Origin of the sequence: Streptomyces sp. NPDC006140 (assembly GCF_040628815.1) — a bacterium.
Classification (GTDB): Bacteria; Actinomycetota; Actinomycetes; order Streptomycetales; family Streptomycetaceae; genus Streptomyces.
Genome location: NZ_JBEXTS010000009.1, coordinates 313,565 through 337,752 on the forward strand (window position 1 = coordinate 313,565; position 24,188 = coordinate 337,752).

At 73.2% G+C, this 24,188-nt stretch carries 24 protein-coding genes; 7 read left to right on the top strand and 17 right to left on the bottom strand.

Annotated elements, in window-relative coordinates; translation table 11 throughout:
* Positions 1 to 122 precede the first annotated feature (122 nt).
* The 5 genes from ABZ386_RS24315 to sigE form a co-directional block, all read right to left on the bottom strand.
* Positions 123 to 794: a hypothetical protein gene (locus ABZ386_RS24315; RefSeq protein ID WP_351348312.1), complete on the bottom strand. Its 672-nt coding sequence runs from the start codon at positions 792 to 794 to the stop codon at positions 123 to 125.
* A 224-nt stretch (positions 795 to 1,018) separates the two neighbouring features.
* A complete protein-coding gene (locus tag ABZ386_RS24320) occupies positions 1,019 to 1,468 on the bottom strand; it encodes a sec-independent translocase (RefSeq protein WP_351348310.1) in 450 nt (149 codons plus the stop codon).
* 193 nt (positions 1,469 to 1,661) lie between these two features.
* Positions 1,662 to 3,647, bottom strand: coding sequence for a trypsin-like peptidase domain-containing protein (locus tag ABZ386_RS24325; protein ID WP_358965813.1), 1,986 nt, complete (start codon positions 3,645 to 3,647; stop codon positions 1,662 to 1,664).
* Positions 3,648 to 3,784: 137 nt separating this feature from the next.
* Positions 3,785 to 4,834 (bottom strand): zf-HC2 domain-containing protein, encoded by a 1,050-nt coding sequence (locus tag ABZ386_RS24330; protein WP_351348306.1) that lies wholly within the window; start codon positions 4,832 to 4,834, stop codon positions 3,785 to 3,787.
* Positions 4,831 to 5,529: an RNA polymerase sigma factor SigE gene (sigE, locus tag ABZ386_RS24335; protein WP_037766263.1), complete on the bottom strand. Its 699-nt coding sequence runs from the start codon at positions 5,527 to 5,529 to the stop codon at positions 4,831 to 4,833. The genes ABZ386_RS24330 and sigE overlap by 4 nt, the downstream gene beginning before the upstream one ends.
* Positions 5,530 to 5,763: 234 nt before the next feature.
* Between sigE and ABZ386_RS24340 the strand changes: the two genes are divergently transcribed.
* Positions 5,764 to 6,462: an O-methyltransferase gene (locus ABZ386_RS24340; RefSeq protein WP_269803235.1), complete on the top strand. Its 699-nt coding sequence runs from the start codon at positions 5,764 to 5,766 to the stop codon at positions 6,460 to 6,462.
* A gap of 118 nt (positions 6,463 to 6,580) precedes the next feature.
* On the opposite strand, the gene ABZ386_RS24345 is transcribed toward ABZ386_RS24340, so the two are convergent.
* The gene (locus tag ABZ386_RS24345; RefSeq protein ID WP_003966491.1) at positions 6,581 to 6,748 is read right to left on the bottom strand and encodes a DUF3117 domain-containing protein; all 168 of its coding nucleotides are present in this window, start codon (positions 6,746 to 6,748) and stop codon (positions 6,581 to 6,583) included.
* A 384-nt stretch (positions 6,749 to 7,132) separates the two neighbouring features.
* On the opposite strand from ABZ386_RS24345, the gene ABZ386_RS24350 reads away from it, so the two are divergent.
* Entirely contained in the window at positions 7,133 to 7,936 is an 804-nt protein-coding gene (locus ABZ386_RS24350; protein WP_114255155.1) for an enoyl-CoA hydratase-related protein, read from the top strand.
* A gap of 50 nt (positions 7,937 to 7,986) precedes the next feature.
* Here the strand turns inward: ABZ386_RS24350 and ABZ386_RS24355 are convergent, their stop codons facing one another.
* Both ABZ386_RS24355 and ABZ386_RS24360 read right to left on the bottom strand, forming a co-directional pair.
* Complete coding sequence (locus ABZ386_RS24355) at positions 7,987 to 8,574, bottom strand: DNA-3-methyladenine glycosylase I (protein WP_114255154.1); 588 nt, start codon at positions 8,572 to 8,574, stop codon at positions 7,987 to 7,989.
* Complete coding sequence (locus tag ABZ386_RS24360) at positions 8,571 to 8,939, bottom strand: DivIVA domain-containing protein (protein ID WP_351348346.1); 369 nt, start codon at positions 8,937 to 8,939, stop codon at positions 8,571 to 8,573. The genes ABZ386_RS24355 and ABZ386_RS24360 overlap by 4 nt, the downstream gene beginning before the upstream one ends.
* A 150-nt stretch (positions 8,940 to 9,089) precedes the next feature.
* Here ABZ386_RS24360 and folP point away from each other — a divergent pair, with 150 nt between their 5' ends.
* The gene (gene folP / locus ABZ386_RS24365; protein ID WP_356501960.1) at positions 9,090 to 9,950 is read left to right on the top strand and encodes a dihydropteroate synthase; all 861 of its coding nucleotides are present in this window, start codon (positions 9,090 to 9,092) and stop codon (positions 9,948 to 9,950) included.
* 205 nt (positions 9,951 to 10,155) lie between these two features.
* On the opposite strand, the gene ABZ386_RS24370 is transcribed toward folP, so the two are convergent.
* A complete protein-coding gene (locus tag ABZ386_RS24370; protein ID WP_114255151.1) occupies positions 10,156 to 10,914 on the bottom strand; it encodes a TIGR00730 family Rossman fold protein in 759 nt (252 codons plus the stop codon).
* Between the two features lie 119 nt (positions 10,915 to 11,033).
* A complete protein-coding gene (dapE, locus tag ABZ386_RS24375; protein WP_351348299.1) occupies positions 11,034 to 12,113 on the bottom strand; it encodes a succinyl-diaminopimelate desuccinylase in 1,080 nt (359 codons plus the stop codon).
* 145 nt (positions 12,114 to 12,258) lie between these two features.
* Between dapE and ABZ386_RS24380 the strand changes: the two genes are divergently transcribed.
* Both ABZ386_RS24380 and ABZ386_RS24385 read left to right on the top strand, forming a co-directional pair.
* A complete protein-coding gene (locus ABZ386_RS24380) occupies positions 12,259 to 13,179 on the top strand; it encodes a heavy metal transporter (protein ID WP_356501962.1) in 921 nt (306 codons plus the stop codon).
* A 346-nt stretch (positions 13,180 to 13,525) separates the two neighbouring features.
* Positions 13,526 to 13,972: an ATP-binding protein gene (locus tag ABZ386_RS24385; protein ID WP_356524078.1), complete on the top strand. Its 447-nt coding sequence runs from the start codon at positions 13,526 to 13,528 to the stop codon at positions 13,970 to 13,972.
* Positions 13,973 to 14,050: 78 nt separating this feature from the next.
* On the opposite strand, the gene ABZ386_RS24390 is transcribed toward ABZ386_RS24385, so the two are convergent.
* Together ABZ386_RS24390 and fdxA are read right to left on the bottom strand one after the other, a co-directional pair.
* Positions 14,051 to 15,142 carry a bifunctional succinyldiaminopimelate transaminase/glutamate-prephenate aminotransferase gene (locus ABZ386_RS24390; RefSeq protein WP_351348295.1) on the bottom strand — a complete coding sequence of 364 codons (1,092 nt, stop codon included), beginning with the start codon at positions 15,140 to 15,142 and terminating at the stop codon, positions 14,051 to 14,053.
* A gap of 129 nt (positions 15,143 to 15,271) precedes the next feature.
* Positions 15,272 to 15,592, bottom strand: coding sequence for a ferredoxin (gene fdxA / locus ABZ386_RS24395; RefSeq protein WP_030929316.1), 321 nt, complete (start codon positions 15,590 to 15,592; stop codon positions 15,272 to 15,274).
* 140 nt (positions 15,593 to 15,732) lie between these two features.
* Here fdxA and ABZ386_RS24400 point away from each other — a divergent pair, with 140 nt between their 5' ends.
* Positions 15,733 to 16,740, top strand: a complete 1,008-nt coding sequence (locus ABZ386_RS24400) for a GNAT family N-acetyltransferase (protein ID WP_356501964.1) — start codon at positions 15,733 to 15,735, stop codon at positions 16,738 to 16,740.
* Between the two features lie 30 nt (positions 16,741 to 16,770).
* Positions 16,771 to 17,622 carry a transglutaminase-like domain-containing protein gene (locus ABZ386_RS24405; RefSeq protein WP_351348290.1) on the top strand — a complete coding sequence of 284 codons (852 nt, stop codon included), beginning with the start codon at positions 16,771 to 16,773 and terminating at the stop codon, positions 17,620 to 17,622.
* A gap of 113 nt (positions 17,623 to 17,735) precedes the next feature.
* On the opposite strand, the gene ABZ386_RS24410 is transcribed toward ABZ386_RS24405, so the two are convergent.
* The 5 genes from ABZ386_RS24410 to ABZ386_RS24430 all read right to left on the bottom strand — a co-directional run bounded on the left by ABZ386_RS24410 (position 17,736) and on the right by ABZ386_RS24430 (position 24,103).
* Positions 17,736 to 18,350 (bottom strand): response regulator transcription factor, encoded by a 615-nt coding sequence (locus ABZ386_RS24410; protein ID WP_356615200.1) that lies wholly within the window; start codon positions 18,348 to 18,350, stop codon positions 17,736 to 17,738.
* A complete protein-coding gene (locus ABZ386_RS24415; RefSeq protein WP_356501966.1) occupies positions 18,347 to 19,513 on the bottom strand; it encodes a sensor histidine kinase in 1,167 nt (388 codons plus the stop codon). Before ABZ386_RS24415 ends, ABZ386_RS24410 begins: the two co-directional genes overlap by 4 nt.
* Positions 19,510 to 20,250: an ABC transporter permease gene (locus ABZ386_RS24420; protein WP_351348284.1), complete on the bottom strand. Its 741-nt coding sequence runs from the start codon at positions 20,248 to 20,250 to the stop codon at positions 19,510 to 19,512. The genes ABZ386_RS24415 and ABZ386_RS24420 overlap by 4 nt, the downstream gene beginning before the upstream one ends.
* Positions 20,247 to 21,158, bottom strand: coding sequence for an ABC transporter ATP-binding protein (locus tag ABZ386_RS24425; RefSeq protein ID WP_356501970.1), 912 nt, complete (start codon positions 21,156 to 21,158; stop codon positions 20,247 to 20,249). The genes ABZ386_RS24420 and ABZ386_RS24425 overlap by 4 nt, the downstream gene beginning before the upstream one ends.
* Before the next feature lie 143 nt (positions 21,159 to 21,301).
* Positions 21,302 to 24,103 (bottom strand): hypothetical protein, encoded by a 2,802-nt coding sequence (locus ABZ386_RS24430; RefSeq protein ID WP_358965816.1) that lies wholly within the window; start codon positions 24,101 to 24,103, stop codon positions 21,302 to 21,304.
* Between the last annotated feature and the right edge of the window lie 85 nt (positions 24,104 to 24,188).

A 24,188-nucleotide genomic window follows, 5' to 3' on the forward strand; every position in this document is an offset into this window, starting at 1 on the left:
TGGGGGCAGCGTCCTCAAGGGGCGCGGGGAACTGCGCGACAAGCCACGACGCAGCCGCAGCCGCCCACGATGCTGCGGCCCCACGGCGAAGGGGCGCCGAAAAACCCGGCGCCCCGAGGGACTCACGCGTACGCGGCGATGTCCTTCACCACGGCGAAGCCGAGCCCGTACGCGCTCATGCCACGCCCATACGCACCCACGTGGACCCCCGCCGACGTCGACCCGGCGAGCACCCACCCGAACTCCGACTCCCGGTAGTGGAACGCCGTCGGCACCCCGTCCACGGGAAGCGACAGCGTCGACCAGTCGGGCCCGTCGAGGTCGTCGGCCAGCACCCACGCCGTCTCGGTCTGCTGCTCCAGCCAGTCGTCCCGCAGCGAGTGGTCCATCTGCCCCGGCCAGGTGAAGGACAGCAGCCCCACACCCGCGAGCCACGCCGCGGACGACACCGACGTGGCCTCCAGCAGCCCCGTGCCGTCGGCACTGCGCCGTGAGGGATGCGCCGCCACGGTCACGACGACCGCGAACTTCTCCTTGGACTCCTGGTCGCCCCCGGCGGCATGCTCGTTGCGCACCGTGGGCTCGTCACCGTGCCCGATCGACCCGTGTTCCACGGCCCCGTCGGCCGTCACACCGACCTGCATCAGCCAGCGCGGCCCCGTGAAGGCCTCGTCGAGGCCGTACCACGGGAAGGGCGCGCGCAGGTAGCCGTCGACCGTACGCCGGGCGGAGGGGACCTGTTGTCCGCCCTCCGTGGCCGGCGCCTGCGCGACTGCCCCACTCGTCGTCTCCATGTGCCCGAGCCCTCCTCGCTCTAGTCGAACCGAGCGGCCCGCCCCCCATCGGGCGTACTCGACCGGTCCGCACAACAACTCGGCAGCATAGCCACACCGCTGCGAGCAGCAGGGAAACCGCCCGGCGCGTGGGCCGCACGGGCGCCTCGTTCAGGCCGTACACAGCCCGACCGGAGTATGAAACGCGTCACGCGCGCCGGGGCGCACACCCCGGGGCGGGTCGCTCAGGTGGCGTCCGCGTCGAAGGGCGGCCGGTCGTCCCGGTCGGGCGTCTCGGGCTTCTTCGTCATGTCGATCCGGCCGCCGGAGGAGCCGGACGACGAGGAGGACGACGAGGACGAGGTGTCCGAGTCGCGGCCGTGGACGGCGTCGGTGACCTCGGCCATCTCCTTCTTCAGGTCGAAGCCGTTGCGGATCTCCTTGAGCCCCAGGTCATCGTTGTCCAGCTGCTTGCGGATGAACGTCTTGGGGTTGAGGTCCTCGAACTCGAAGTCCTTGAACTCCGGGCCGAGTTCCTCCCGGATGTCCTGCTTGGCGCTCTCCGAGAACTCACGGATCTTCCGGATCGTGCGCGTCACGTCCTGGATGACCTTGGGGAGCTTGTCCGGACCGAAGACGAGCACGGCAAGGACGATGAGCGTCACCAGCTCGAGTGGTCCTATGTCATTGAACACCTGAAGCTCCTTGCGATGTCCTCGGTCCTCGGCCCTCGTGGTCGGTGCGGGTGTTGCCGTGGTCCGGGCCGGCTCCACGGTACCCGGCGATCCTGTCCGACCGGTACCGTCCCGAGACCTCCGGGTGCGGCCAGTGGCAGCGCTTTCCCGATTGTTTGCCTTGTTCGCCCCTGTAAGCCCTGGTCGTCACGGCTCAGCCCCCTCCGGAGGACCCGAGGACGAGCGACACGGTCCGCTCCTTGCCGCCCCGCTCCAGGGTCAGCTTCAGCCGGTCGCCGGGGCGGTGCGCCCGGGTCTTGACGATCAGCTCCTCGCCGGAGTGGACGCGCTGGCCGTCGACCTCGGTGATGACGTCACCGGCCTTGATGCCGGCCTGGGCACCCGGGCCGCCCGCGGTGACCGGGGGCCCGCCCTCGCTGCCCTGGGCGGCGACACGGGCGCCGTCGCCGCCGTAGTCCATGTCCAGGGTGATGCCGATCACCGGGTGGGTGGCCTTCCCGGTGTTGATCAGCTCCTCGGCGACGCGCTTGCCCTGGTTGATGGGGATGGCGAAGCCGAGGCCTATCGAGCCGGACTGTCCGCTCTCCAGGTCGGAGCCGCTGCCCGCCGAGCGGATGGCCGAGTTGATGCCGATGACCCGGCCCTTGGCGTCGAGCAGCGGGCCGCCGGAGTTGCCGGGGTTGATGGGCGCGTCGGTCTGCAGCGCGTCGACGTACGACACGTCGCTGCCGTCGCCCTTCTCGCCGCCTGCCGTGATGGGCCGCTCCTTGGCGCTGATGATGCCGGAGGTGACGGTGCCCGCCAGGTCGAAGGGCGCGCCGATGGCCACGACCGGGTCGCCGACCTGCACGTTGTCGGAGTTGCCCAGGGGCAGAGGGGTGAGTCCTCGGACGCCCTTCACCCTCACGACGGCGAGGTCGTAGCCGCTGTCCCGGCCGACGAGCTCGGCCTGGGCGGTCTCCCCGCCGTTGAAGGTCACGGTGATCTCGCCGCCGGATCCGGCGGGCTGCACGACGTGGTTGTTGGTGAGGATGTGCCCTCGGGTGTCGAGCACGAAGCCGGTGCCCGTGCCCTGTTCGCCGGCGCCGCTCACATGCAGGGTGACCACGCTGGGCAGGGCACGCCCGGCGATCCCGGCCACGCTGCCCGCGTCGCGCCCGGTGGACTCCTTCCCGGCCTGCGGCAGCTCGACGGTCCCGACGCCCCCGTTCCGCTCCAGGTACGTCCCCAGGGCGCCGCCGATGCCCCCGGACACGAGCGCGAGCAGCACGGCCCCGCCGACCAGGGTTTTCCTGCCCCGCTTGCGCCGCTGTTCCGTGCTGGGGACGGCGGCGCCGTTCTGCTGGAGCGGGGCGAGGCCCCCGGGCGGCACGGGAGCGGCCCAGGGGTCGTAGCGCTGCCAGGGGTCGGGGGCGGGCCCCTGGGGCGGGACATCGGCGTGGACCGGGGCGACGGGCACCGGCGCGGGGGCGACCGGCACCGGCGCGGGGGCGCTGGGCACCTGCGCCGGTGCCTGCGCCTGCGCCTGCGCCTGCTCCAGCGCGGCGGGGACGTGGGAGGACTGCGCCGGCACCACCGGCGCCACGGGCGGGCCCGGCACACTCGCCTGCCCCGGCATCACCACGCCGTGCGTCGGTGTAGCCGCCGGGTGCTGAACGGGCGGCGCGGGCGCCCAGGGGCCGGGTTCGCCATAGGGCGGGGTGCTGTACGGGTCGGGATCGTGCAGAGGCTTGACCCCGACGTCGACCGGCACGGCGGCCGGGGCGGCAGCGGGGGCGGGAACGCCGCCTCCGACCTCGGCGGCGGCAACGCCCGCCTCGGTGCCGGACTCCACGGCGCTCGTAGGAGCAGGATCCGCCTCGACGCCGGGCTCGACCACGCTCGCAGCAGCGGAAGCCCCGGCCGGTGCCTCCCCGGCCGGTGTCTCCCCCGTCGTCGCCGCCTCGGGGCTTCTCAGCTCGTAGTCGCCGGCGTCGTCCTGCTGCGTCGCGGCGGGACGCGGCAGCTCGAAGTCGCCGTCGGTGTCGGCGGCGGCCGCCGGGGGCGCCGCCTGCTCCCGGGCGTCAGCCGTGCCCCGGTCCGCCGCCATGGGCCCGTCCGTGCCCTCCGGCTCCCCCGACGGGCCCTGCGGGCGCGGACGGCTCCACCACTTCGCTTTCGTGGGCTTCCCCTCGTTCATGCTCTCCCCACAGCACAGCCGCGGCACGGCTCGTCGGCGGTGGCCGCAGTTCGTCGAATCGGCGCCCGGCCACACCTCGGCCGGGGGCGCCACCCCCGGGATTCAATCAGGTTCGCGGGCCGGTGCGCAGAGGCCGGTCAGCGGGCCCTGTGTGCGGAGGAGGGCGGAGAGGGGGACGAGGTGGTGTCCGGGAGGGGCACGGCGAGCAGGGGCGCCGTGATCTCGGGGACCGCCGCCCAGGAGTGCAAGGGGGCCGGCGGGGCGGCCTCGAGCGGGCGTATCAGCGGGGACATGACGGCCGCGCCGGCCATCACCGGGGCGGTCAGCGCGTGCACCACCTGGTGCCGGACGGCGGGCTGCGGCACTCCGGGCAGCAGGGGTGCGGACACCTCGGTCGGCGCGGCCGGGGTGTCGCCGAGCGCGCTCTGGCCGTGCACCTGCCCGAGCAGCGGCCCCACGGCCCGGCGCCGCTGGGATTCGGGCGCCGTCGCGGCGCCCCCGCCCTGCGGGCGCATCGGGGTCACGTTGCTCCCCGTGCCGGAGCCGCCGCGGGCTTCCGCGTCGGTCGGGCTGCCGGTGGTGACGCCGCCGAGGGCGATCGCGGCCAGGGACACGGCCCCGGCGGCCACGAAGGCGAACCGCAGCCGCGAGGAGGATCGGTCCGTCTCGTGCCGGCCGACGTCGTGGATACGGAAGCCCCGGCTTCCCGACGGCAGGCCGCGGGGGTCGGAGGGGAGGCCGCGGTCGCCCCCGGGGAGGCGCCCGCCCCCCGCGGAGGACGGCAGCACGGGCAGGTGCGGCCGGGACGGGGCGTACCCGAACTCGAACCGGTCGCCGCGCTTCATCCCGAAGGCGCCGGACGATCCGAACCGCCCGGTCAGTCCGCCGGGCAGCCCTCCCCCGCCCGGCGGCAGTTCGTCACCGTCCGGGCCGCTGCCCGCGGGTAGTCCCTGCAGGCGGGCCAGGAAACTCTCGGAGGGGGGCGGCGGGGCCGCTTCCGCGAAGACGTTCTTCAGCCGGCGCTGGGCGTCCACCTCCGCCTTGCACTTCGCGCAGGTGGCGACATGCGCCAGTACGCGCTCACGCGCGTCATGACCGAGCTCTCCGTCCACCAGGGCGGAGAGTCGGTCTCCCAGGTGCTGCTCTGCGAGGTGTCCCTCGGAAGCTTTCGGCCGTGATCCGCTCACGCGCTCGCGCCCCCTCCTCCCAGGGCGGGAACACGGGGCACGAAGGAGCGGCGCTCGGCGCGCGCCTCCGGGGAGCGGTGCGCGAGGGCCTTGCGCAGCTGGGAGCGGCCGCGGTGGATCCGCGAGCGGACCGTGCCGAGCTTGACGCCGAGGGTCGCGGCGATCTCCTCGTACGAGAGTCCTTCGATGTCGCACAGGACGACCGCGGCGCGGAACTCGGGGGCGAGGGTGTCGAGGGCCTGCTGGACGTCCGCGTCGAAGTGCGCGTCGTTGAAGACCTGCTGGGGGGTGGGCTCCTTGCTGGGCAGCCGCTCGGCCGCGTCCTCGCCGAGGGCGTCGAAGCGGATGCGCTGCTTGCGGCGGACCATGTCCAGGAACAGGTTCGTGGTGATGCGGTGCAGCCAGCCCTCGAAGGTGCCGGGCGTGTAGGTCGACAGGGAGCGGAAGACGCGGACGAAGACCTCCTGTGTGAGGTCCTCCGCGTCGTGCTGGTTGCCGGTCAGACGGTAGGCGAGCCGGTAGACCCGGCCGCTGTGCGTGCTGACGATCTCCTCCCACGTGGGCGGAGTCCACGCCTGCCCGTCCGCGTCGGTGGTGAAGGTCGCGGTCTGGGCGAAGCCGGCGGCGTGGTGGTCAGCAGCGGTGTCGTTCACGGATGTCGGCCTGCCCGCTGATCCGAGGAAGCGCCGGAGCACTCCCCCGCGATCCACAGGCGCAGCCGCACCTCCCCTGTCAGCTCTGGTGGTGTCCAGTGGAGCCCCTACCATAGCCACCTCGCCCGTTAGGACCGGATAAGCGGTTTTACGAGAATTTGATCTGGGCTGATACGCCTCGTACTGCTGCGTCGGCACTTGCTCGGCGTCCTGATCCACTGCCTGCCCCCCGTCCCGGCCCGCGCCGCTTGCTCATCCCTTCAAACGACCGGTCCCATCTGCGGGTTCCCGGGCCCAACGGATACAGTCACGCCCAGGCATTCACGGGGACAGGAGAGGGTCATTACCGGCAACCGGCAGACGAGCTGGGCGTTCGCCGACGCCTATGTCGCCGAGGACGAAGCGCTGCACTGGGCCCGGGACCGGGCCCGCGAGGCAGGGCTGCGCTCGGTGTCGCCCGGCACGGGCGCCGCGCTGCGGTTGCTGGCCGCCTCCGTCGACGCGAAGGCCGTCGCGGAGATCGGGACCGGCTGCGGTGTCTCCGGGATCCACCTCCTGCACGGTATGCGGCCCGACGGTGTCCTGACGACCGTGGACCCGGAGCCGGAGCACCAGCAGTTCGCCCGCCAGGCCTTCCGCGCTTCGGGCTTCGCCAGCAACCGGGCCCGCTTCATCCCGGGCCGCGCCCTGGACGTGCTGCCCCGTCTGGCCGACGCCGGCTACGACCTCGTCTTCTGCGACGGTGACCGCCTCGAGGTGATGGACTACCTCGCCGAATCGTTGCGTCTGCTCCGCCCCGGCGGACTGGTCGTCTTCGAGGGCGCCTTCGCCAATGGCCGGACGGTGGACTCCGGCCCGCAGCCCACCGAGGTGCTGCGACTGCGGGAGCTGCTGCGCGCGGTGCGCGAGAGCCAGGAGCTGGTGCCGTCGCTGCTGCCGGTGGGCGACGGTCTGCTGTGCGCGGTGAAACGGTAGCCCGCGGGCGCGTTAGGGGAACGGAAGCCGGGGCAGGCGAGAGTCAGCGGTGAGAAAACAGCCGCCCCGGCACCTCATGTGATGCCGGGGCAGCTGAAAGGGTATGGTCGCTTGCGCGTCAGCCGACGACCTTCTTGAGGGCGTCGCCCAGGGCGTCGGCCTCGTCCGGGGTCAGCTCGACGACGAGCCGACCGCCGCCTTCGAGCGGAACGCGCATGACGATGCCCCGCCCCTCCTTGGTCACCTCGAGCGGGCCATCACCCGTTCGCGGCTTCATGGCCGCCATGCTCGTTCCCCTTCCTGAAACCCAGCTCATCGTCAAAGCCGACGGCCCTGAGAAGGGCACACGTGCGGTCCTTGAGACAGGACACGCGACACCGGCATCGAACACATTGCTTCCAAGCCATTATCCCGCATCTCAGGACCCGATGACCAACATCAGTAGGCATCGCTTGGGCAACGCACGCGAGCAAAACCACTCAATTCGGCGATGAGACTGCGATACTCCGCCACCCTGCTCACATCCGCCGAACGGATTCGGGTGAGAATTCTTTGACGCAGGTCACACGTCCGGCCCGGTCCGCGGTCGGCGATCTCCGTCATGCTGTCCTGCAGACCCGGGACGTACCGGCCGGTACGTCCCCGAGCCGCGACACGGAGGGGATACGCCATGGCCGACACCGTGCTCTACGAGGTGAGCGACGGACTCGCGACGATCACGCTGAACCGCCCGGAGGCGATGAACGCGCTGAACGTGGAGACCAAGGTCGCCCTGCGGGAGGCGGTCCGGTCGGCGGCGGACGACGCCGCCGTGCGGGCGGTGCTGCTCACCGCCGCCGGTGACCGGGCGTTCTGCGTCGGGCAGGACCTGAAGGAGCACATCGGGCTGCTGGCCGCGGACCGGGAGGCCGGCTCGGGGCAGACCATGAGCACGGTGCGGGAGCACTACAACCCGATCGTGCGGGCGCTGGCCGGGGCGGCGAAGCCGGTCGTCGCCGCGGTGAACGGGGTGGCGGCGGGGGCGGGCTTCGGTTTCGCGCTCGCCGCGGACTACCGGATCGTGGCGGACACGGCGGCGTTCAACACGTCCTTCGCGGGGGTCGCCCTGACCGCGGACTCGGGGATCTCCTGGACGCTGCCCCGGGTGGTCGGACCGGGCCGGGCCGCTGACCTGCTGCTCTTCCCTCGGAGTATCGGCGCGCAGGAGGCGTACGAGCTGGGGATCGCCAACCGGGTGGTGCCGGCCGGAGAGCTGCGGGCCGAGGCCGGGAAGGTGGCGCGGGCGCTGGCCGAGGGGCCGACGGTGGCTTACGCGGCGCTGAAGGAGTCGGTGGCGTTCGGGTTGACGCACTCCTTGGAGGAGGCCCTGGAGAAGGAGGACGAGCTGCAGACGCGGGCCGGGTCCTCCGAGGATCACGCGATCGCCGTGCAGGCCTTCGTCAACAAGGAGAAGCCGAAGTATCTGGGCCGGTGAGTTCGGGGGCTTCGCATCGCGGAGGCCATATCGGCACAGCCCAGCGCCCCTTACGGGGCGCTTCTCGCCACGCAGGTTTCCAGGTGGTCGTCGACCAGGCCGCACGCCTGCATCAGGGCGTACGCCGTCGTGGGGCCGACGAAGCGGAGGCCCCGCTTCTTCAATGCCTTGGACAAGGCCGTCGACTCCGGGGTGACGGGAGGGACGTCGGAGAGCGTCTTGGGGACCGGGCGGGTCGCCGGGTCGGGGGCGTGGGACCAGATCAGGGCGTCCAGGTCGCCGGGGGACCACTCGGCGAGCACGCGCGCGTTGGCGAGGGTCGCGTCGATCTTGGCGCGGTTGCGGATGATGCCGGCGTCGGCCAGAAGGCGCTCGCGGTCCTCGTCGGTGAAGGCGGCCACCGACGCGATCTTGAAGTCGGCGAAGGCGGCGCGGAAGCCTGGGCGGCGGCGCAGGATCGTGATCCAGGACAGGCCGGACTGGAAGGCCTCCAGGCTGAGCCGCTCGAACAGCGCGTCGTCGCCGTGGACCGCGCGGCCCCACTCCTCGTCGTGGTACGCCACGTACTCCGGGGCGGACAGGGCCCAGGGGCAGCGCAGTGCGCCGTCCGGGCCGGCGAGGGCGGCGCCGTCGCTCACGGCCGGTCCTCCTGCCTCGGGGCGGGCTTGTCCATGGACACGTGGTGCTCCCCGGTGTGGGTGGCCGCCGCTCGGGCGCCCGCCAGGGCCGACTCCAGGTCGGCGATGCGGGCGTCGCGTTCGGCGAGCTCGGCGCCCAGGCGGCTGAGGGCGTCGTCCACGTCCGCCATGCGGTAGCCGCGGGCGGCGAGCGGGAAGCGCAGGCCCTCCACGTCCGCGCGGTCGACCGGGCGGTCCGGCGGCAGCGGGTCCCGCAGCCGCTCGGGGGCGGCCTCGGGCAGCGGACCGTTCTCGCCGCCGCCCACCACGGCGAGGGTCACCGCCGCGACCACGACGGCGAGCGCGACGACCAGGAACAGGAACATAACCATCGCGGGGCCCCCACGGTCGGACGGATCGGACTCTTCGGAGTCTGCCGAGTCGGATGTTGTCAGGCTCCGATCGTGCCATGCGACTCTGACAGTTAGGGTCGCAGGCGGCGGAAGACGGGGACGTACCAGGAAAGGTCACAGGGGATGCTCAGGCTGGGCAGGCGGGAATTCGGGCCGCACGAGCCGGTGATCATGGCGATCGTGAACCGGACCCCCGACTCGTTCTACGACCAGGGCGCCACCTTCCGCGACGAGCCGGCCCTCGCGCGCGTGGAGCAGGCGGTGGCCGAGGGGGCCGCGATCATCGACATCGGCGGGGTCAAGGCCGGGCCGGGCGAGGAGGTCACGGCCGCGGAGGAGGCCCGGCGGACGGTCGGGTTCGTGGCGGAGGTGCGGCGACGGTTCCCGGACGTGATCATCAGCGTCGACACGTGGCGGGCCGAGGTCGGCGAGGCCGTGTGCGAGGCCGGGGCGGACCTGCTGAACGACGCGTGGGGCGGGGTCGACCCGGGGCTCGCGGAGGTCGCCGCGCGCTACCAGGTCGGGCTCGTGTGCACGCACGCGGGAGGCGCGGAGCCGCGGACCCGGCCGCACCGGATCGAGTACGACGATGTCATGGCCGACATTCTGGAGGTCACGGTCGGGCTGGCCGAGCGGGCGGTGGCGCTGGGGGTGCCACGGGAGTCGGTCATGATCGACCCCGGGCACGACTTCGGGAAGAACACGCGGCACAGTCTGGAGGCGACGCGGCGGCTGGACGAGATGGTCGCCACGGGGTGGCCGGTGCTGGTGTCGCTGTCCAACAAGGACTTCGTCGGGGAGACGCTGGACCGGCCCGTGAAGGAGCGGGTGGTGGGGACGTTGGCGACGACGGCCGTGTCCGCGTGGCTGGGGGCGCGGGTGTACCGGGTGCACGAGGTGGCCGAGACGCGGCAGGTGCTGGATATGGTCTCGGCGATCGCCGGGCATCAGGTGCCGTCCGTTGCGCGGCGGGGGTTGGCCTAGCCGAGGCACCGGCACCAGGGGGCTCCGCCCCCTGGCCCCCCGGACCTGTGCCCACCCACCACCCGGATCACTTGGACAGGAAGCCCGACTCGCCCGCCCGACCAGCCGGACACGAAGCCCTGCTCGCCCGCCCGAATCACCCGGCCACCAAGTCCGACTCGCGCGCCCGAATCGCCCGAACAGGAAGCCCGACCCGACAGACCCCCTACCGCCCCGCCTCCTTGGACACCAGTGCCACCGCCTCGTCCACGTCGTCCGTCACGTGGAACAGCAGCAGGTCCTTCTCCGCCGCCTTCCCCTGCGCGATCACCGTGTCGCGGAGCCAGTTCACCAGGCCGCCCCAGTACTCCGTGCCGAAGAGCACGATCGGGAAGCGCGTCACCTTCTGCGTCTGGACGAGGGTGAGGGCCTCGAAGAGTTCGTCGAGGGTGCCGAGGCCGCCGGGCAGGACGACGAAGCCCTGGGCGTACTTGACGAACATCATCTTCCGGACGAAGAAGTAGCGGAAGTTGAGGCCGATGTCGACGTACGGGTTCAGGCCCTGCTCGAACGGCAGCTCGATACCCAGGCCGACCGAGATGCCGCTCGCCTCGACGGCACCCTTGTTGGCCGCCTCCATCGCGCCCGGGCCGCCGCCCGTGATGACCGCGAAGCCCGCGTCCACCAGACCCCGGCCCAGCCGCACCCCGGCCTCGTACTCGGGCGAGTCCGCCGGCGTCCGGGCCGAGCCGAACACGCTGATCGCGGGAGGGAGTTCGGCGAGCGTGCCGAAGCCCTCGATGAACTCCGACTGGATGCGCAGCACGCGCCAGGGGTCGGTGTGCACCCAGTCGGAGGGGGCCCGCTCGTCCAGCAGCCGCTGGTCGGTCGTGCTGGCCTGCACCTGATCCCGCCGCTGGAGGACCGGGCCCAGGCGCTTCTCCTCCGGCGGCTGCTTCTTCCCCTCGGGGTTGCCGGTCGCCATGTGCGCTCCCTCCGTCGTGCCTGTCTTTCCACCTCAGCGTAGATCTACGCGGGTTACGAACGAGGGACGTGAGCATGTCCGCGATGGAGCGCCGTAAACACGAAGGGCTCCGGGTGGGGTCAGGCGGTCAGCCAGTTCCGCAGGCGCTCCTCACCCGCGAGGATCTTCGCGACCTCCACGCGCTCGTCCCGCTTGTGCGCCAAGTGGGGGTTGCCCGGGCCGTAGTTGACCGCCGGGACACCCAGGGCCGAGAAGCGGGAGACGTCGGTCCAGCCGTACTTGGGCATCGGGGTGCCGCCGACCGCCTCGATGAACGCCTTGGCCGCCGGGTGGGACAGGCCGGGCATCGCCGCGCCGCTGTGGTCGACGACCTCGAACTCCGTCACCCCGCAGTCCGCGAAGACCTCCCGGACGTGCGCCACGGCCTCCTCGGGCGTGCGGTCGGGCGCGTAGCGGAAGTTGACGGTGACGACGCACTCGTCGGGGATGACGTTGCCGGCCACTCCCCCGCTGACGGCGACCGCGTTCAGGCCCTCGCGGTACTCCAGGCCGTCGATGACCGGCCAGCGGGGTTCGTAGGAGGCGAGGCGGGCGAGGATCGGGGCGGCCGCGTGGATCGCGTTGGAGCCCATCCAGCCGCGTGCCGAGTGGGCCCGCTCGCCCGTGGTCTTCAGCAGCACCCGCAGCGTGCCCTGGCAGCCGCCCTCGACCTGGCCGTCCGACGGTTCCAGGAGGACCGCGAAGTCGCCCTCCAGCCACTCGGGGTGCGCCTCGGAGACGTGCTTGAGGCCGTTCAGCTCCGCGGCGACCTCCTCGTTGTCGTAGAAGACGAAGGTCAGGTCGCGGTTCGGGGCGGGGACCGTGGCCGCGATGCGCAGCTGCACGGCGACGCCCGACTTCATGTCGCAGGTGCCGCAGCCCCACAGCACGCCGTCCTCGTCGAGCCGGGAGGGGACGTTGTCCGCGATCGGGACGGTGTCGATGTGTCCGGCGAGGATCACCCGCTCCGCGCGGCCGAGGTTCGTGCGGGCGACGATGTTGTTGCCGTACCGGTCGACGGTCAGGTGGGGCAGCGCGCGCAGCGCGGTCTCGATCGCGTCCGCCAGCGGCTTCTCGGTGCCGCTCTCGGAGCGGAAGTCGACGAGCCGGGCGGTGAGCTCCGCGGCGTCCAGCGTGAGGTCAAGCGAGGTGTCGGCCATGCCGTCGACCCTAACGCGCCATGCCGTGTGCACACCTTCCCCACCCGGCTCATGGCACTCCGTACTCTCCAGTACCTTGTACGGCGTGCCAGAGCCGTCCTCTCCCAAGCGTCGTGGCCGCCTCTTCCGATGCGGGTCCGCTTTCGTGATCCTGCTCGCGGTCGCCGGTTACCTCGTCGTGCAGTACGTCACCGGGGGCACAGGCGAGCCGGGCTGCAAAGTCGTCTCCGGCAAGGGCGACGGGGCGTCGTACTCGTTCACGCCCGAGCAGGCCGTGAACGCGGCGACGATCACCGCCGTCGGGACCGCGCGCGGCCTGCCCGAGCGGGCCGTGACCATCGCGCTGGCGACCGCGCTCCAGGAGTCGAGCCTGCGCAACATCAGCCACGGCGACCGGGACTCCCTCGGCCTGTTCCAGCAGCGCCCCTCGCAGGGCTGGGGCACGCCGAAGGAGATCATGGACCCGACGTACTCGGCGGGCGAGTTCTACGACCACCTGGTCAAGGTGCCCGGCTACACACGGCTGCCGCTCACGGTCGCCGCGCAGCGCGTGCAGCGCAGCGGTTTCCCGCAGGCCTACGCCAAGCACGAGCCGGACGCCGCGCTGCTCGCCGCGGCCCTGACCGGGCAGTCCGCGGCCACGCTGACCTGCGAGGGCCGCCCGGCCGCGACCCGGGCGACGGGCGCCGACGGGGTGCGTGCCGCGCTCGCGCGGGACTTCGGGCGCGATGTGCTGGAGCCGGCCGGGGCCCAGGTGGGCGGCTCCTCGACGGCCACGCCGTCGCCGTCCCCGAGCGCCACGGACGGGGACGGCGACCGGACCATGACGCTGCCGGTGGCATCCGACACGAGTCCGGCCGGCGGGCGGAGCCTGGACCAGCGCGGCTGGCAGCTGGCGCACTGGGCCGTGGCCAACGCCTCCGAGCTGCATATCGCGCGGGTCACGTACGCGGGCCGGGAGTGGGTCGCCGGGAACACCGCCAGCGAGTGGCGGGACGTCCCGGCGAAGGGCACCGCGGGGGCGCAGCGCAGCGTGGACGCGGTCCGTATCGTCACGATGGGTTAACTCGCGCAGGGGTGCGGGGGCTCACCCGGAAGGGTCAGCCGCGGGGCTCGGCGGCGACGGGGTGCGCTGGTTTTCGCGTTCACGTCCCGTGATCCGCGACAACCCTTGGGAACACAGGGCTGGAAGGATTCGGCGGGTTCTGGGGCGGGAGTCTCTTTGCCCGTTTTTATCCGCAGCCGATAATGCGACGCATTACCAACTCTTTACGTTGCGGCGCCGCAACCTTCACGGGCTTCGAGCGGTAGTCACTGCGTCCGAGCCGGGGCGATCAACAGCCAGTCGATCAACTCCCGGACCCGGTCGGACACTTCACGAACCTCACTGTTCTCTCCGTCGAAGGAGCACCATGTCCCTCCCCCTGACCCGCCGGATCGCCCGTGCCGCGCTGATCGTCGCTGCGGGAGCGGCTGCCGGGGTCGGTGCGGCCGGCTCCGCCAGCGCGGCCCCCGAGCTGCCGGCCACCCCGAACCTCGGCGGGCTGACCGCCCTGGACGGGGCGAACGTCGGCAACACCGTCGACGGCGCGGCGCAGAACGTCACCCAGTCCGCGGGTGACACCGGCGGCAAGGCCGTCAAGAAGGCCGTGCCGGCCGCGGGCAAGACCGGCGGCAAGGCCGTCAAGAAGACCACGCCCGTCGCGCAGAAGGCGGCCGGTGACGCGGCGGGTTCCGCCGGGCAGCTCGTCGGTGACGCGGCCGGTTCCGCCCAGGGCGGGCTGCCGACGGACGGACTGACGAAGGGTGGCGTGCCGTCCGCCGACTCGCTGCCGGTGAAGAGTCTGCCGGTCGGCTGACGCCGGTTTCCGACGCCTGAAGGGGTCCAGGGAGCTTCCCTGGACCTCTTCGGCATGCTCGTGTGGACGCGGCAGCGGTCAGAGGCGCCGTACGGCCGCCGCCACCCGCTCGTCCGTCGCGGTCAGCGCCACGCGGACGAACTCGGCGCCCGCGGGTCCGTAGAAATCGCCCGGGGCCACCAGGATGCCCCGTTCCGCGAGGTGGGCGACGGTGTCCCAGCAGGACTCGCCCCGGGTGGCCCACAGGTAGAGGCTGGCCTCGCTGTGCTCGATGCGGAAGCCGTGGGCGAGGAGCGCCTCGCGCAGGAGCGCGCGCCGGGCGGCGTAGCGCTCCCGCTGGACGCGGACGTGCTCGTCGTCGCCGAGGGCCGCCACGACCGCCGCCTGGGTCGGCGCGGGCGTCATCATGCCGCCGTGCTTGCGGATCTCCAGGAGCGGGGCGAGGACGGCCGGGTCACCGGCCAGGAAGGCCGCCCGGTAGCCGGCGAGGTTCGAGCGCTTGGAGAGGGAGTGCACGGAGACGATGCCGTCGTACGAGCCGCCGTTGACGTCCGGGTGCAGCACCGAGACCGGGTCGGCCTCCCAGCCCAGCTCCAGGTAGCACTCGTCCGAGAAGAGCAGGACGCCGTGCTCGCGGGCCCACGCGACGATCCGGGTCAGGTCCGCCTTGGAGAGGACCCTGCCCGTCGGGTTGGACGGGGAGTTCAGCCACAGGAGCTTCAGGCCGGCCGGGTCGAGCTCGGTCGGGTCGTCGTAGACCTCGTACTCGGCCCGGGCCAGGCGGGCGCCGACCTCGTACGTCGGGTAGGCCAGGCGCGGGTAGGCCACCCGGTCGCCGGGGCCGAGGCCCAGCTGGGTCGGCAGCCAGGCGACGAGCTCCTTGGAGCCGACGACCGGCAGGACGTGGCGGTGGGTGACGTCCCGGGCGCCGAGGCGGCGCTCCACCCAGCCGGTGATCGCGTCGCGCAGCTCGGGCGTGCCCCAGACGGTCGGATAGCCCGGCGAGTCCGCCGCGGCGACCAGCGCTTTCTGGATCAGCTCGGGGACCGGGTCGACCGGGGTGCCGACGGACAGGTCCACGATGCCGTCCGGGTGGGCGGCGGCCGTGGCCTTGTACGGCGTCAGCTTGTCCCAGGGGAAGGTGGGGAGGCGGTCGGAGACTGCGGACACGGGTGCTGGCTCACTTTCTGGTACGTACGAGCCGAGTGGTCACGGCAAACGCCTCGGCCCCGCACGGCGATCGGGCGTGATCGGGCCGTGCGGGACCGAGGCGGCACGGAGTGCGGGCCGCTTACGGGATTACTCGGCCTGCGGCGGCAGCGCGGCGATGAACGGGTGGTCGCGCTCGATCAGGCCCAGCTTGCTGGCGCCGCCCGGGGAGCCGAGCTCGTCGAAGAACTCGACGTTCGCCTTGTAGTAGTCCTTCCACTCCTCGGGAGTGTCGTCCTCGTAGAAGATGGCCTCGACCGGGCAGACCGGCTCGCAGGCCCCGCAGTCGACGCATTCGTCCGGGTGGATGTACAAGGACCGCTGGCCCTCGTAGATGCAGTCGACCGGGCACTCCTCGATGCACGCCTTGTCCTTGACGTCGACACAAGGCTGCGCGATGACGTAGGTCACGCTGTCGTTCCTCCTCGATAGGGCGCTGGCGGGCCTCCTCAGGCTCCGCCGCCTGGCGCGCGGGAGCGCGGCGTCGTCGATGCCCGCCCCTAGTATCTCCGTTCCTGGGCATGATCCGAACAGGAGGGGTGAACTGACCTGTGGAAATCTCTGCCGCCGGGCGACTCGAGGTCCGTATCACCGCTGCTGACGTGGGCAAACGGGTCTCGGTACGGAGCTTGATCGAACATGGTCCCCCGGGTGAGAAGTTCACCGATACGGTCGGAGTTCTCACATCATGGGACAACGGTGTGCTGCTGATCACACGGAAGAGTGGCGAGAGCGTCCGCATCGCGGAATCCGCGCTGGTCGCGGGCAAGATCGTGCCCGCCGCCCCGGCGCGTCGCCGCGGTCCGGCCGCCTCCTACGAGGAGCTGGCCCGGGTCGCCGCGCGGGCCTGGCGGCCCGTGGAGAGCGAGCGGCTCGGGGACTGGGAGCTGCGGGCCGCGTCCGGCTTCACGCGCCGGGCCAATTCGGTCCTGCCGCTCGGCGATCCGGGCGTGCCGCTCGACGAGGCGCTCGGCGCGGTCCGCCGGTGGTACGGCGAGCGCGGGCTGCCCGCCTACGTCCAGACCGCGACCGGCGCCGAGGGCACGCAGGAGCTGCTCTGCGCCGAGCTGGAGGAGCGGGGCTGGGTGCGGGAGGTGACCGCCGAGCTGTGGGTGGGGCCGCTGGCGCCGGTCGCCGACCTGGGCGACCCGGCGGGCGTCGCGCTGTCCCGGGAGGCCGACGAGGCGTGGTTGGCCCGGTACCAGCGCAAGGGGGTGAGCGAGGTGGCGCTGCGGGTGCTGGGGAGCGGGCCGTCGGTGTGGTTCGCGACCGTGCCCGGGCCCGCGGAGCCGGCCGCCATCGGGCGGTGTGTGGTCGACGGGCGGTGGGCCGGGTTCGCCGCCGTCGAGGTCGACCCGGCGCTGCGGCGCCAGGGGCTCGGTACGGCCGTCATGGCCGCGCTGGCCCGGCGGGCGCTCGACGAGGGCGCCTCGGCCGCCTGGCTCCAGGTGGAGACCGACAACGCGGGAGCGCGGGCGCTGTACGCCGGGATGGGCTTCACGGCGCACCACGCCTACCACCACTACCGGGCGCCTGACGCCGACGGCCCCGGCCGGTAATCGATCGTCGTGAGAGGGCACGAGCCAGCCATGCGTCCCCCGTTTCCCCCGCCCCCGGAGCGTTCCGCCGAGCTGCGGCGGCGGTTCGCCGAAGAGGCCCGGTCCGAACGGCCCGACCTGTCGGCGCTGTGCCTGCTGGTGGGCGCGGAGGCGGACGGGGGGCTGGACGAGGCGGGCATCGACGCCGCGCAGGTCGAGCTGGACCGGCTGGCCGGGCTGCTGCCGTACCGGCCCGGCGGGCCGCGGGCCTGGGCGGTCGCCCTGCGGGAGCTGCTCGGTGAGCGGATGGGCTTCCACGGCACACCGGCCGACTACCAGCGGCTGGAGTCCTCGCTGCTGCACGAGGTGCTGGTGCGGCGCAGGGGGTTGCCGATCCTGCTGTCGGTGGTGTGGATGGAGGTGGCCCGGCGGGCGGGGGCGCCGGTGTACGGGGTGGCTCTGCCGGGGCACTTCGTGGTCGGGTTCGGGCCCGAGGAGGAGCAGGTGCTGGCGGACCCGTTCGACGGCGGGCGGGTGCTGACCGGGGCCGACGCGGAGTTGCTGGTGGCCGGGGCGACGGGGGCGGGCCTGGATGCGGCGATGCTGCGGCCGGCCGATCCGCTGGACGTGGTGCTGCGGATCCTGAACAACGTCCGGGCGTGGGCGGCGGCCCGGCCCGAGCGGTCGGATGTGGCGTTGTGGGCGGTCGAGTTGTCACTGCTGCTGCCGTCGCATCCGGCGCGGTTGCGGTACGAGCGGGCGCGGTTGCTGGTGCGGCGGGGGGATTTTCTGGGTGGGGCCTCGGAGTTGGAGGCCTATGCGGAGGTCGTCTCGGCGGTGGACGAGGGGGCTGCGGAGCAGGTGCGGGGGGAGGCTTTCGCGGCCAGGGCGATGTTGAACTGACCCCTCGCCGTGGGGCTTCGCGTGGTGCGAAGGTGCGGGCTCGGCGTGGTTGATCGCGCCCACGCGGCGGAGCCGCATATCGACACAGCCCCGCGCCCCCTTCGGGGCCCGTCCTACAACCAGCCCTTGTCTCGTGCCACTCGGACCGCCTCCGTGCGGTTTCTCACCGCCAGTTTCTGGATCGACGTGGAGAGGTAGTTGCGGACCGTGCCCTGGGAGAGGTGGAGGGCTGCCGCGAGTTCCGCGTTGGTGGAACCGTCGGCCGCCGCGCGGAGGACCTCGCGCTCGCGGTCCGTCAGCGGGTTGGCGCCCTCCGCCAGGGCCGCTGCCGCGAGCGTCGGGTCGATGACGCGTTCGCCGGTGAGGACCTTGCGGATCGCCTCGGCCAGCTGGGCGGCGGGGGCGTCCTTGACCAGGAAGGCGTCGGCGCCGGACTCCATGGCGCTGCGCAGGTAGCCGGGGCGGCCGAAGGTGGTGAGGATGACCAGCTTCACGGCGGGGAGTTCCGCGTGGAGTCGGGCCGCGGCCTCGATGCCCGTCGCGCCGGGCATCTCGATGTCCAGGAGCGCCACGTCGACGGCGTGGGCCCGGGCCGCCGCCAGGACCTCGTCGCCGCGGGCCACCTGGGCGACGACCTCGATGTCCTCCTCCAGGCCGAGCAGGGCGGCCAGGGCCTCGCGGACCATCGACTGGTCCTCGGCGAGCAGGACCTTGATCGTGCGGCTCATGCCGGGGATCCTACGTCCGCCGCACCGGCCGCGGGGACGCGGGCGACCAGGCGGAAGCCGCGCTTGAGCGGGCCCGCCTCCAGGGTGCCGCCCGCCTTGGCGAGGCGTTCGGCGAGGCCCGTGAGGCCGTTGCCGTGGCTGTCGCCCGGGCCGCCGGAGCCGTTGTCCTCGACGGTGAGTTCGAGCATCGGGCCGTCGAGGGTCTGGCGGTGCAGCAGCTCCACCGTGCAGCGGCGGGCGCCGCTGTGCCGTACGACGTTGGTGACCGCCTCGCGCAGGGCCCAGGCGAGGGCGGACTCGCTCTCCTCGGGGACGCCGGTGAGGCCGGGCTCGACGGGCAGTTCGGCGGTGACGCCCGCCGCGGCGAGGGCGACCCGGGCACCGGCGAGTTCGGCGTTCAGTCGGGGGCGGCGGTAGCCGGTGACGGCCTCGCGTACGTCGACCAGGGCCTGGCGGCTGACCTGCTCGATGTCGGCGACCTGCCGGGCCGCCTTCTCGGGCTGGCCGGGCAGCATCCGGCCGGCCAGCTCGCTCTTCAGCGTGATCAGGGACAGGGAGTGGCCGAGCAGGTCGTGCAGGTCCCTGGCCAGGCGCAGGCGCTCCTCGTTGGCGGCGAGCTGGGCGACGGTCGCGCGGGCCTCGCGCAGCGCGATGGTCGTCCGGACGAGTTCGCGTACGCCGGTCATCGCGAAGCCGCCGAGGAGGGCCGGAATGAGCAGGCCGGAAAGGTACCCCAGCCCGTCGTGGGTGGCGAACGCGACGGCGGTCAGCAGCGCGCACGCGGCCGGGATCGTCCAGCGGGCCAGGCGCGGGGGCAGGGCCGCGCCGGACGCGATCGACACGTACACGAAGAGCACCAGCCACTCGCGGCCGAGGGTGAGGGCGAGCAGCGTGGACTGGGCGGCGAGCACCCCGAGCGAGCCGAGCACCACGGGGTTGCGCTCGCCGCGTCCCGTGCGGAAGACCAGCAGCATGTACCAGGTGACGAACGCGGCCAGGCCCAGCCAGCCGAGGATCCGCACGCCCGTGCCGTGGCCGCCGTGCAGCAGGTCGGTGACGGGAGCGCTCAGGTAGACCAGCCAGATGCCCGTCCACAGCGACTTCACGACCCGCTGTCTGCGGTTCACCGGGCGCTGCCCGATACCGACGCCTACGCCGCTCACGCCTTCAAGGTGTCCTTCCGGTACAGCCAGGCCGCGCCGCCCGCGAACAGGGCGAACGACACCACCAGGACGGCGAGGTCCTGGACGTGCGGGGCGCGGCTCTGCTCGATGGCCTGCCCGAGGGCAGCGTACGCGTGCGTGGGCAGCCACTTCGCGATGTCCTGCAGCCAGCCGGGGAACGTCGTCGTGGGCATCCACAGGCCACCGAGCATCGACAGGCCGAAGTAGGTGATCATCGTGATCGGGCGGACCGCGTCCCCGCTGGCCAGGTAGCCGATGGCGACGCCCAGCGCGGCGAAGACGAGGCTGCCGGCCCAGATCGCGCCGGTGAGGGCGAGCCACTGCCAGGCGTCCAGGGTCACGTCCTTCACGGCCGCCGCGACGACGAAGACGATGACGATGGACGGCAGGCTGACGACGGCGGCGCTCGCGGTCTTGGCGAGGACGTAGCCGCGGCCCGGCAGCGCGGTCAGGCGCAGCTGCCGCACCCAGCCGCCCTCGCGCTCCTTGGCGATGCGCTCGCTGTTGCCCATGAGGACGGCGGTGAGGGCGCCGAAGGAGGCCATCGAGACCATCATGTAGGTCGGGAGGGTCAGGCCGGTGCCGGGGACCTTCGTGGTGCTGTCGGCGTTGCCGGCGATGATCAGGAACAGCACCGACGGGTAGATCACCGAGAAGAACAGGAACTTGCGGTTGCGCAGGGCGCGGGTGAGTTCCAGCTTGATCAGGCTGTTCACTTCGACTTCGCCTCCTCGGCGGTGGTGAGGGCGACGAAAGCCTGCTCCAGGCCGAGTCCGGCGACCTCCAGGTTGCGGGGGTAGAGGCCGAGGCCGTACAGCGCGTGGACGGTGGCGTCGGCGTCGGCGGACTGGATGCGGACGGTCCGGCCGGAGACCGTCAGCGAGGTCAGGAAGGGCAGGGCGCGCAGCGCCGGCTCGTCGATCGGGTCCGCCAGGTCGAAGGAGACGCGGCGGACGCCGGCCTTGGCCTTGATCTCGGCGGCCGTGCCGTCGGCGAGGAGCCGGCCGCGGTGCAGGACGAGGACCCGGTCGGCGATCGCGTCGGCCTCTTCGAGGTAGTGGGTGGCGAAGAGGACGGTCCGGCCCTGGTCGGCCTGCTCGCGCATGGTGGCCCAGAAGGCGTGGCGGGTGGTGACGTCCATGCCGGTGGTGGGCTCGTCCAGCACGATGAGATCGCTGTCGCCCGCGGTGGCCAGGGCGAAGCGGACGCGCTGGGCCTGGCCGCCGGAGAGCTTGTGGACCTTGCGGTCGGCGATCTGCGCGATGCCCGCGCGGGCCAGGACCTCGGACGGCTGGTACGGCCTGGGGTGCAGGGCGCAGGCGAGCCGCACGAGTTCGGCGACCGTCACCTCGTCCATCAGCCCGCCGCTCTGCAGCATGGCGCCCACGCGCCCGGCGACGATGGCCTGCCGGGGGCTGGTGCCGAAGAGCCGGACCGTGCCGCTGTCCGGGTTCTTCAGGCCGAGCAGCAGGTCCAGGGTGGTGGACTTGCCGGCGCCGTTGGGGCCGAGCAGCGCCACGGTCTCCCCCGGGCGCAGGGTCAGGGTCAGTGCGTCCACTGCCCGGACCGCGTCGTATGCCTTGCTCACCTGGTCGAAGGCGACCACCGAGGCTGTCGTTGTCATACGGCCATCGTGGCTTCGGGCCTGCGGACGGGGGCAGTGTCGGGCGTCCGGAGTGCCGTATGACAGGTGTCATGCCCGCCGGGTGACGAGGAGAGCCCCCGCCTTCACCGGGCGGGGGCTCTCGTACGGCGGGCGGCCGGGGGTCAGTTCGGCTTGGTGTCGATGACTCCGACGCGCTCCGCGGGCGTCTTGCCGCGCAGGGCCTTGCGCAGTGCCGCGACGACGTCCTGTGGTGTGACGTCCCTCTTGCCGCTCGCGCCCTCGATCTGGACGCCCACGAAGGTCGTGCCGTAGGCCTCTCGGAGGGCCTTGAGGTTGTACGTGTCCACCAGTTTGCCGTCGACGGCCTTGAAGCTGAGGATCTTCGGCAGCGACAGCCGGCCGAAGTCGATGCTGTGGGCCGCGTCGGTGCGGACGGTGACGAGGTCGGACATCGCGGGCTGCGCGATCTCCTTCAGCACCCGGTCGACCTCGGCGTTCGAGACGCTCGGCTGCCGGGTGGTGGTCGGCAGGTTCACCGTGCCCGCCGCGCCGGTCTCCACCTGGGTGCGGTACGCCTCCTCCACCGCCTTGGTCGACCGGGCGAGGTCGATGCCCTTGCCCGGCTTGCCGTAGACGGGGACGGCCTTGCCGCCCTCGAACTTGATGGTGCCGTCGGTCGAGGCGCCCGAGCCGCCCGCGGCGTTCTCCAGGGAGGCGTGCAGCTTCTCCTCGTCGACGGGCATGACGGGCGTGACGACCCGGTGGTTGCCGAACAGCGAGCCGATCACGGAGACCGGGTTGTAGTCGCTCTTCGCCGCCGCGTCGGCCGTGGCGTCCATGTCGAACTGGAGGCCCGCGTTGTCCGGGTCGAGGGCGACGGTCCTGCCGCCCACCGACAGCTTCAGCTCCTTGCCGACGTTGTCGTCGAAGGCCTTGTCGAGCTTCTTGACCGCGTCGTCGCGGGTGCCGCCGCCGATGTCGACGCCGAGCACGGTGGTGCCCTTGGGCACGTCGGTGCGGTTCATCAGCAGGCCGGCGCCGTAGACGCCACCGGCCAGGACGACCACGCCGGCGGCGAGCAGCACGAGCTTGCTGCGCCCCTTCTTCTTGGGCGCCTTCGCGGAACTCGCCGGGGCCGGCGAGCCCGGCTCGGGCAGCTTCGGGGCCGTGTGCGGCACCGGGCCGTCGCCGGGCGCGCCCGGGCCGAACGGCGAGGCCGTGCCGGGCGGTACCACCGGGATGCCGCTGGTGACGGTGTGCCCGGAGACGTTGTCGTGGCGGGGGGCGTAGCCCTGACCGTCCGGCGGCTCGGGGGCCGGCTTCTGCGGGGTGAGGATGGCGGTGTCATCACTCATGCCACCGCCCGGGCCTGCGGCGCCCTGGCCTGCGGCACCGGGGCCGGTGGGGGCGCCGCCCCCGGGGCGCGCGGGACCGCCCGGGCCGCCGGGGGCACCAGGGCCTGCGGGGCCGCCGACGGTGGGGTGGCTGCCCGTGGCCGCGAGGCCGCCGCCAGGGCCTCCCGCGCCGGCGGGGCTGCCGGGTGCGCCCGGGCCGCCGGGGGCACCGGGGCCGCCTATGGCGCCCGGACCGGCGGGTGCGCCGGGGGCTCCCGGTCGGCCGGGGTCGGTGAAGGCGCTGGGAGCGCCGGGCGTGCCAGGGGCGCCGGGGCCACCCGGACCACCCGGGCCTCCGGGGCCGCCGAAGGCACCAGGGCCGCCGGGGCCGCCGCGCTCGTTGTATCCACCGGGGCCGCCCGGAGCGCCGGGACCACCGGGCTCGTTGAAAGCACCCGGACGACCGGGGCCACTCGGTTCGTTGAAGGCACCGGGGCCGCCGGGCTCACCGAAGGCGCCAGGCCCGCCGGGGCCACCCGTACCGCCCGGCTCGTTGAAAGCACCGGGGCCGCCAGGGCCACCCGGCTCCCCGAAGCCACCAGGACCACCTGGACCGCCCGGCTCGCCGAAGGCGCCAGGCCCCCCGGGGCCACCCGGACCACGCTCGGTGTAACCGCCCTGGCCGTTCTGCCCCTGGAAGCCGTCGGGCGCGCCCGGGCCGGCGGCCGGCGGCATCATCGGGCCGTCCCCGGTGACCGGGCCGCCGGTCGGGCCGGTCGGCCCCTGGGTGCCGGGGCCGCCGTGCTCGCCGAAGTCGCGGGACGCGCCCGGGTCGCCGTAGCCGCCCTGGCCGTTCTGGCCGCCGCCGTTGTCCGAGAAGTAGGGCAGGTCGTCGCGGCGCGGTTCGCCGCCGTTGCCCGGGGCGGGACGCGAGCCGTTGCCGAACGGGCCGGCCGCCAGTGCCTCGGTGACGTCGAAGGAGCCGGTGCCGCCGCCGTGCCCGGGCGCGACGGGTCCGCCGGTCGCGCCGCCCGGGAGCCCCGCGCCGTTCGTACCGCCGGACCGGGAGCCGCCCGGCGCGCTCATGGAGCCGACGACGCCTCCGGGCCGTCCGGCACCGGGCCGGGCCCCACCGGACGCACCCGCGCCGGAACCGGACGCCGCCGGACCGGAACCGCCCGGCAGACCGGCCCCGTTGGTGGAGCCGCTGCCCTGACCGCCCTTGCCGCCGCCGGACTTGCGGGGTGCGAACCAGTCGCTGGCCGGCTTGTCCTCGGCGGGCTGAGCCGGCTCAGCGGGAGACTCGACCGTGCCCGTGCCCCGGGACGCCGTGCCGCCCGGCGCCGTCGGCGCCTCACCGCGCGTGTCGGTGTCGCCCGGGCCGTCCGCTTCCGCGACGGGCTTGCGCACCACCACCGGCGGAATGGGCCGCGACCCGGGGATGTTGATCCGGATCCGGGTCGTCAGCGTGGTCTCGGTCTTGCGTTCCTCCGGCCGCGCGGCCGAACGGTCCGCGCCCGTACCGCCGTCGGAGACCGTCGGGGTCCCGTACGGCGGCGTACCCGACGGGTAGGCGGCTCCGCCGCGCCCGTTGGGCCCGGAGGACGGAGTGTCAGTTTCACGACTCAAGGCAGGTTCTCCCGGTTGGCTCCGCCGCCCGACACAACCTCACGCGGGCAGCTCGGCGGCGCGCACCACCATACTGGCCACTTCT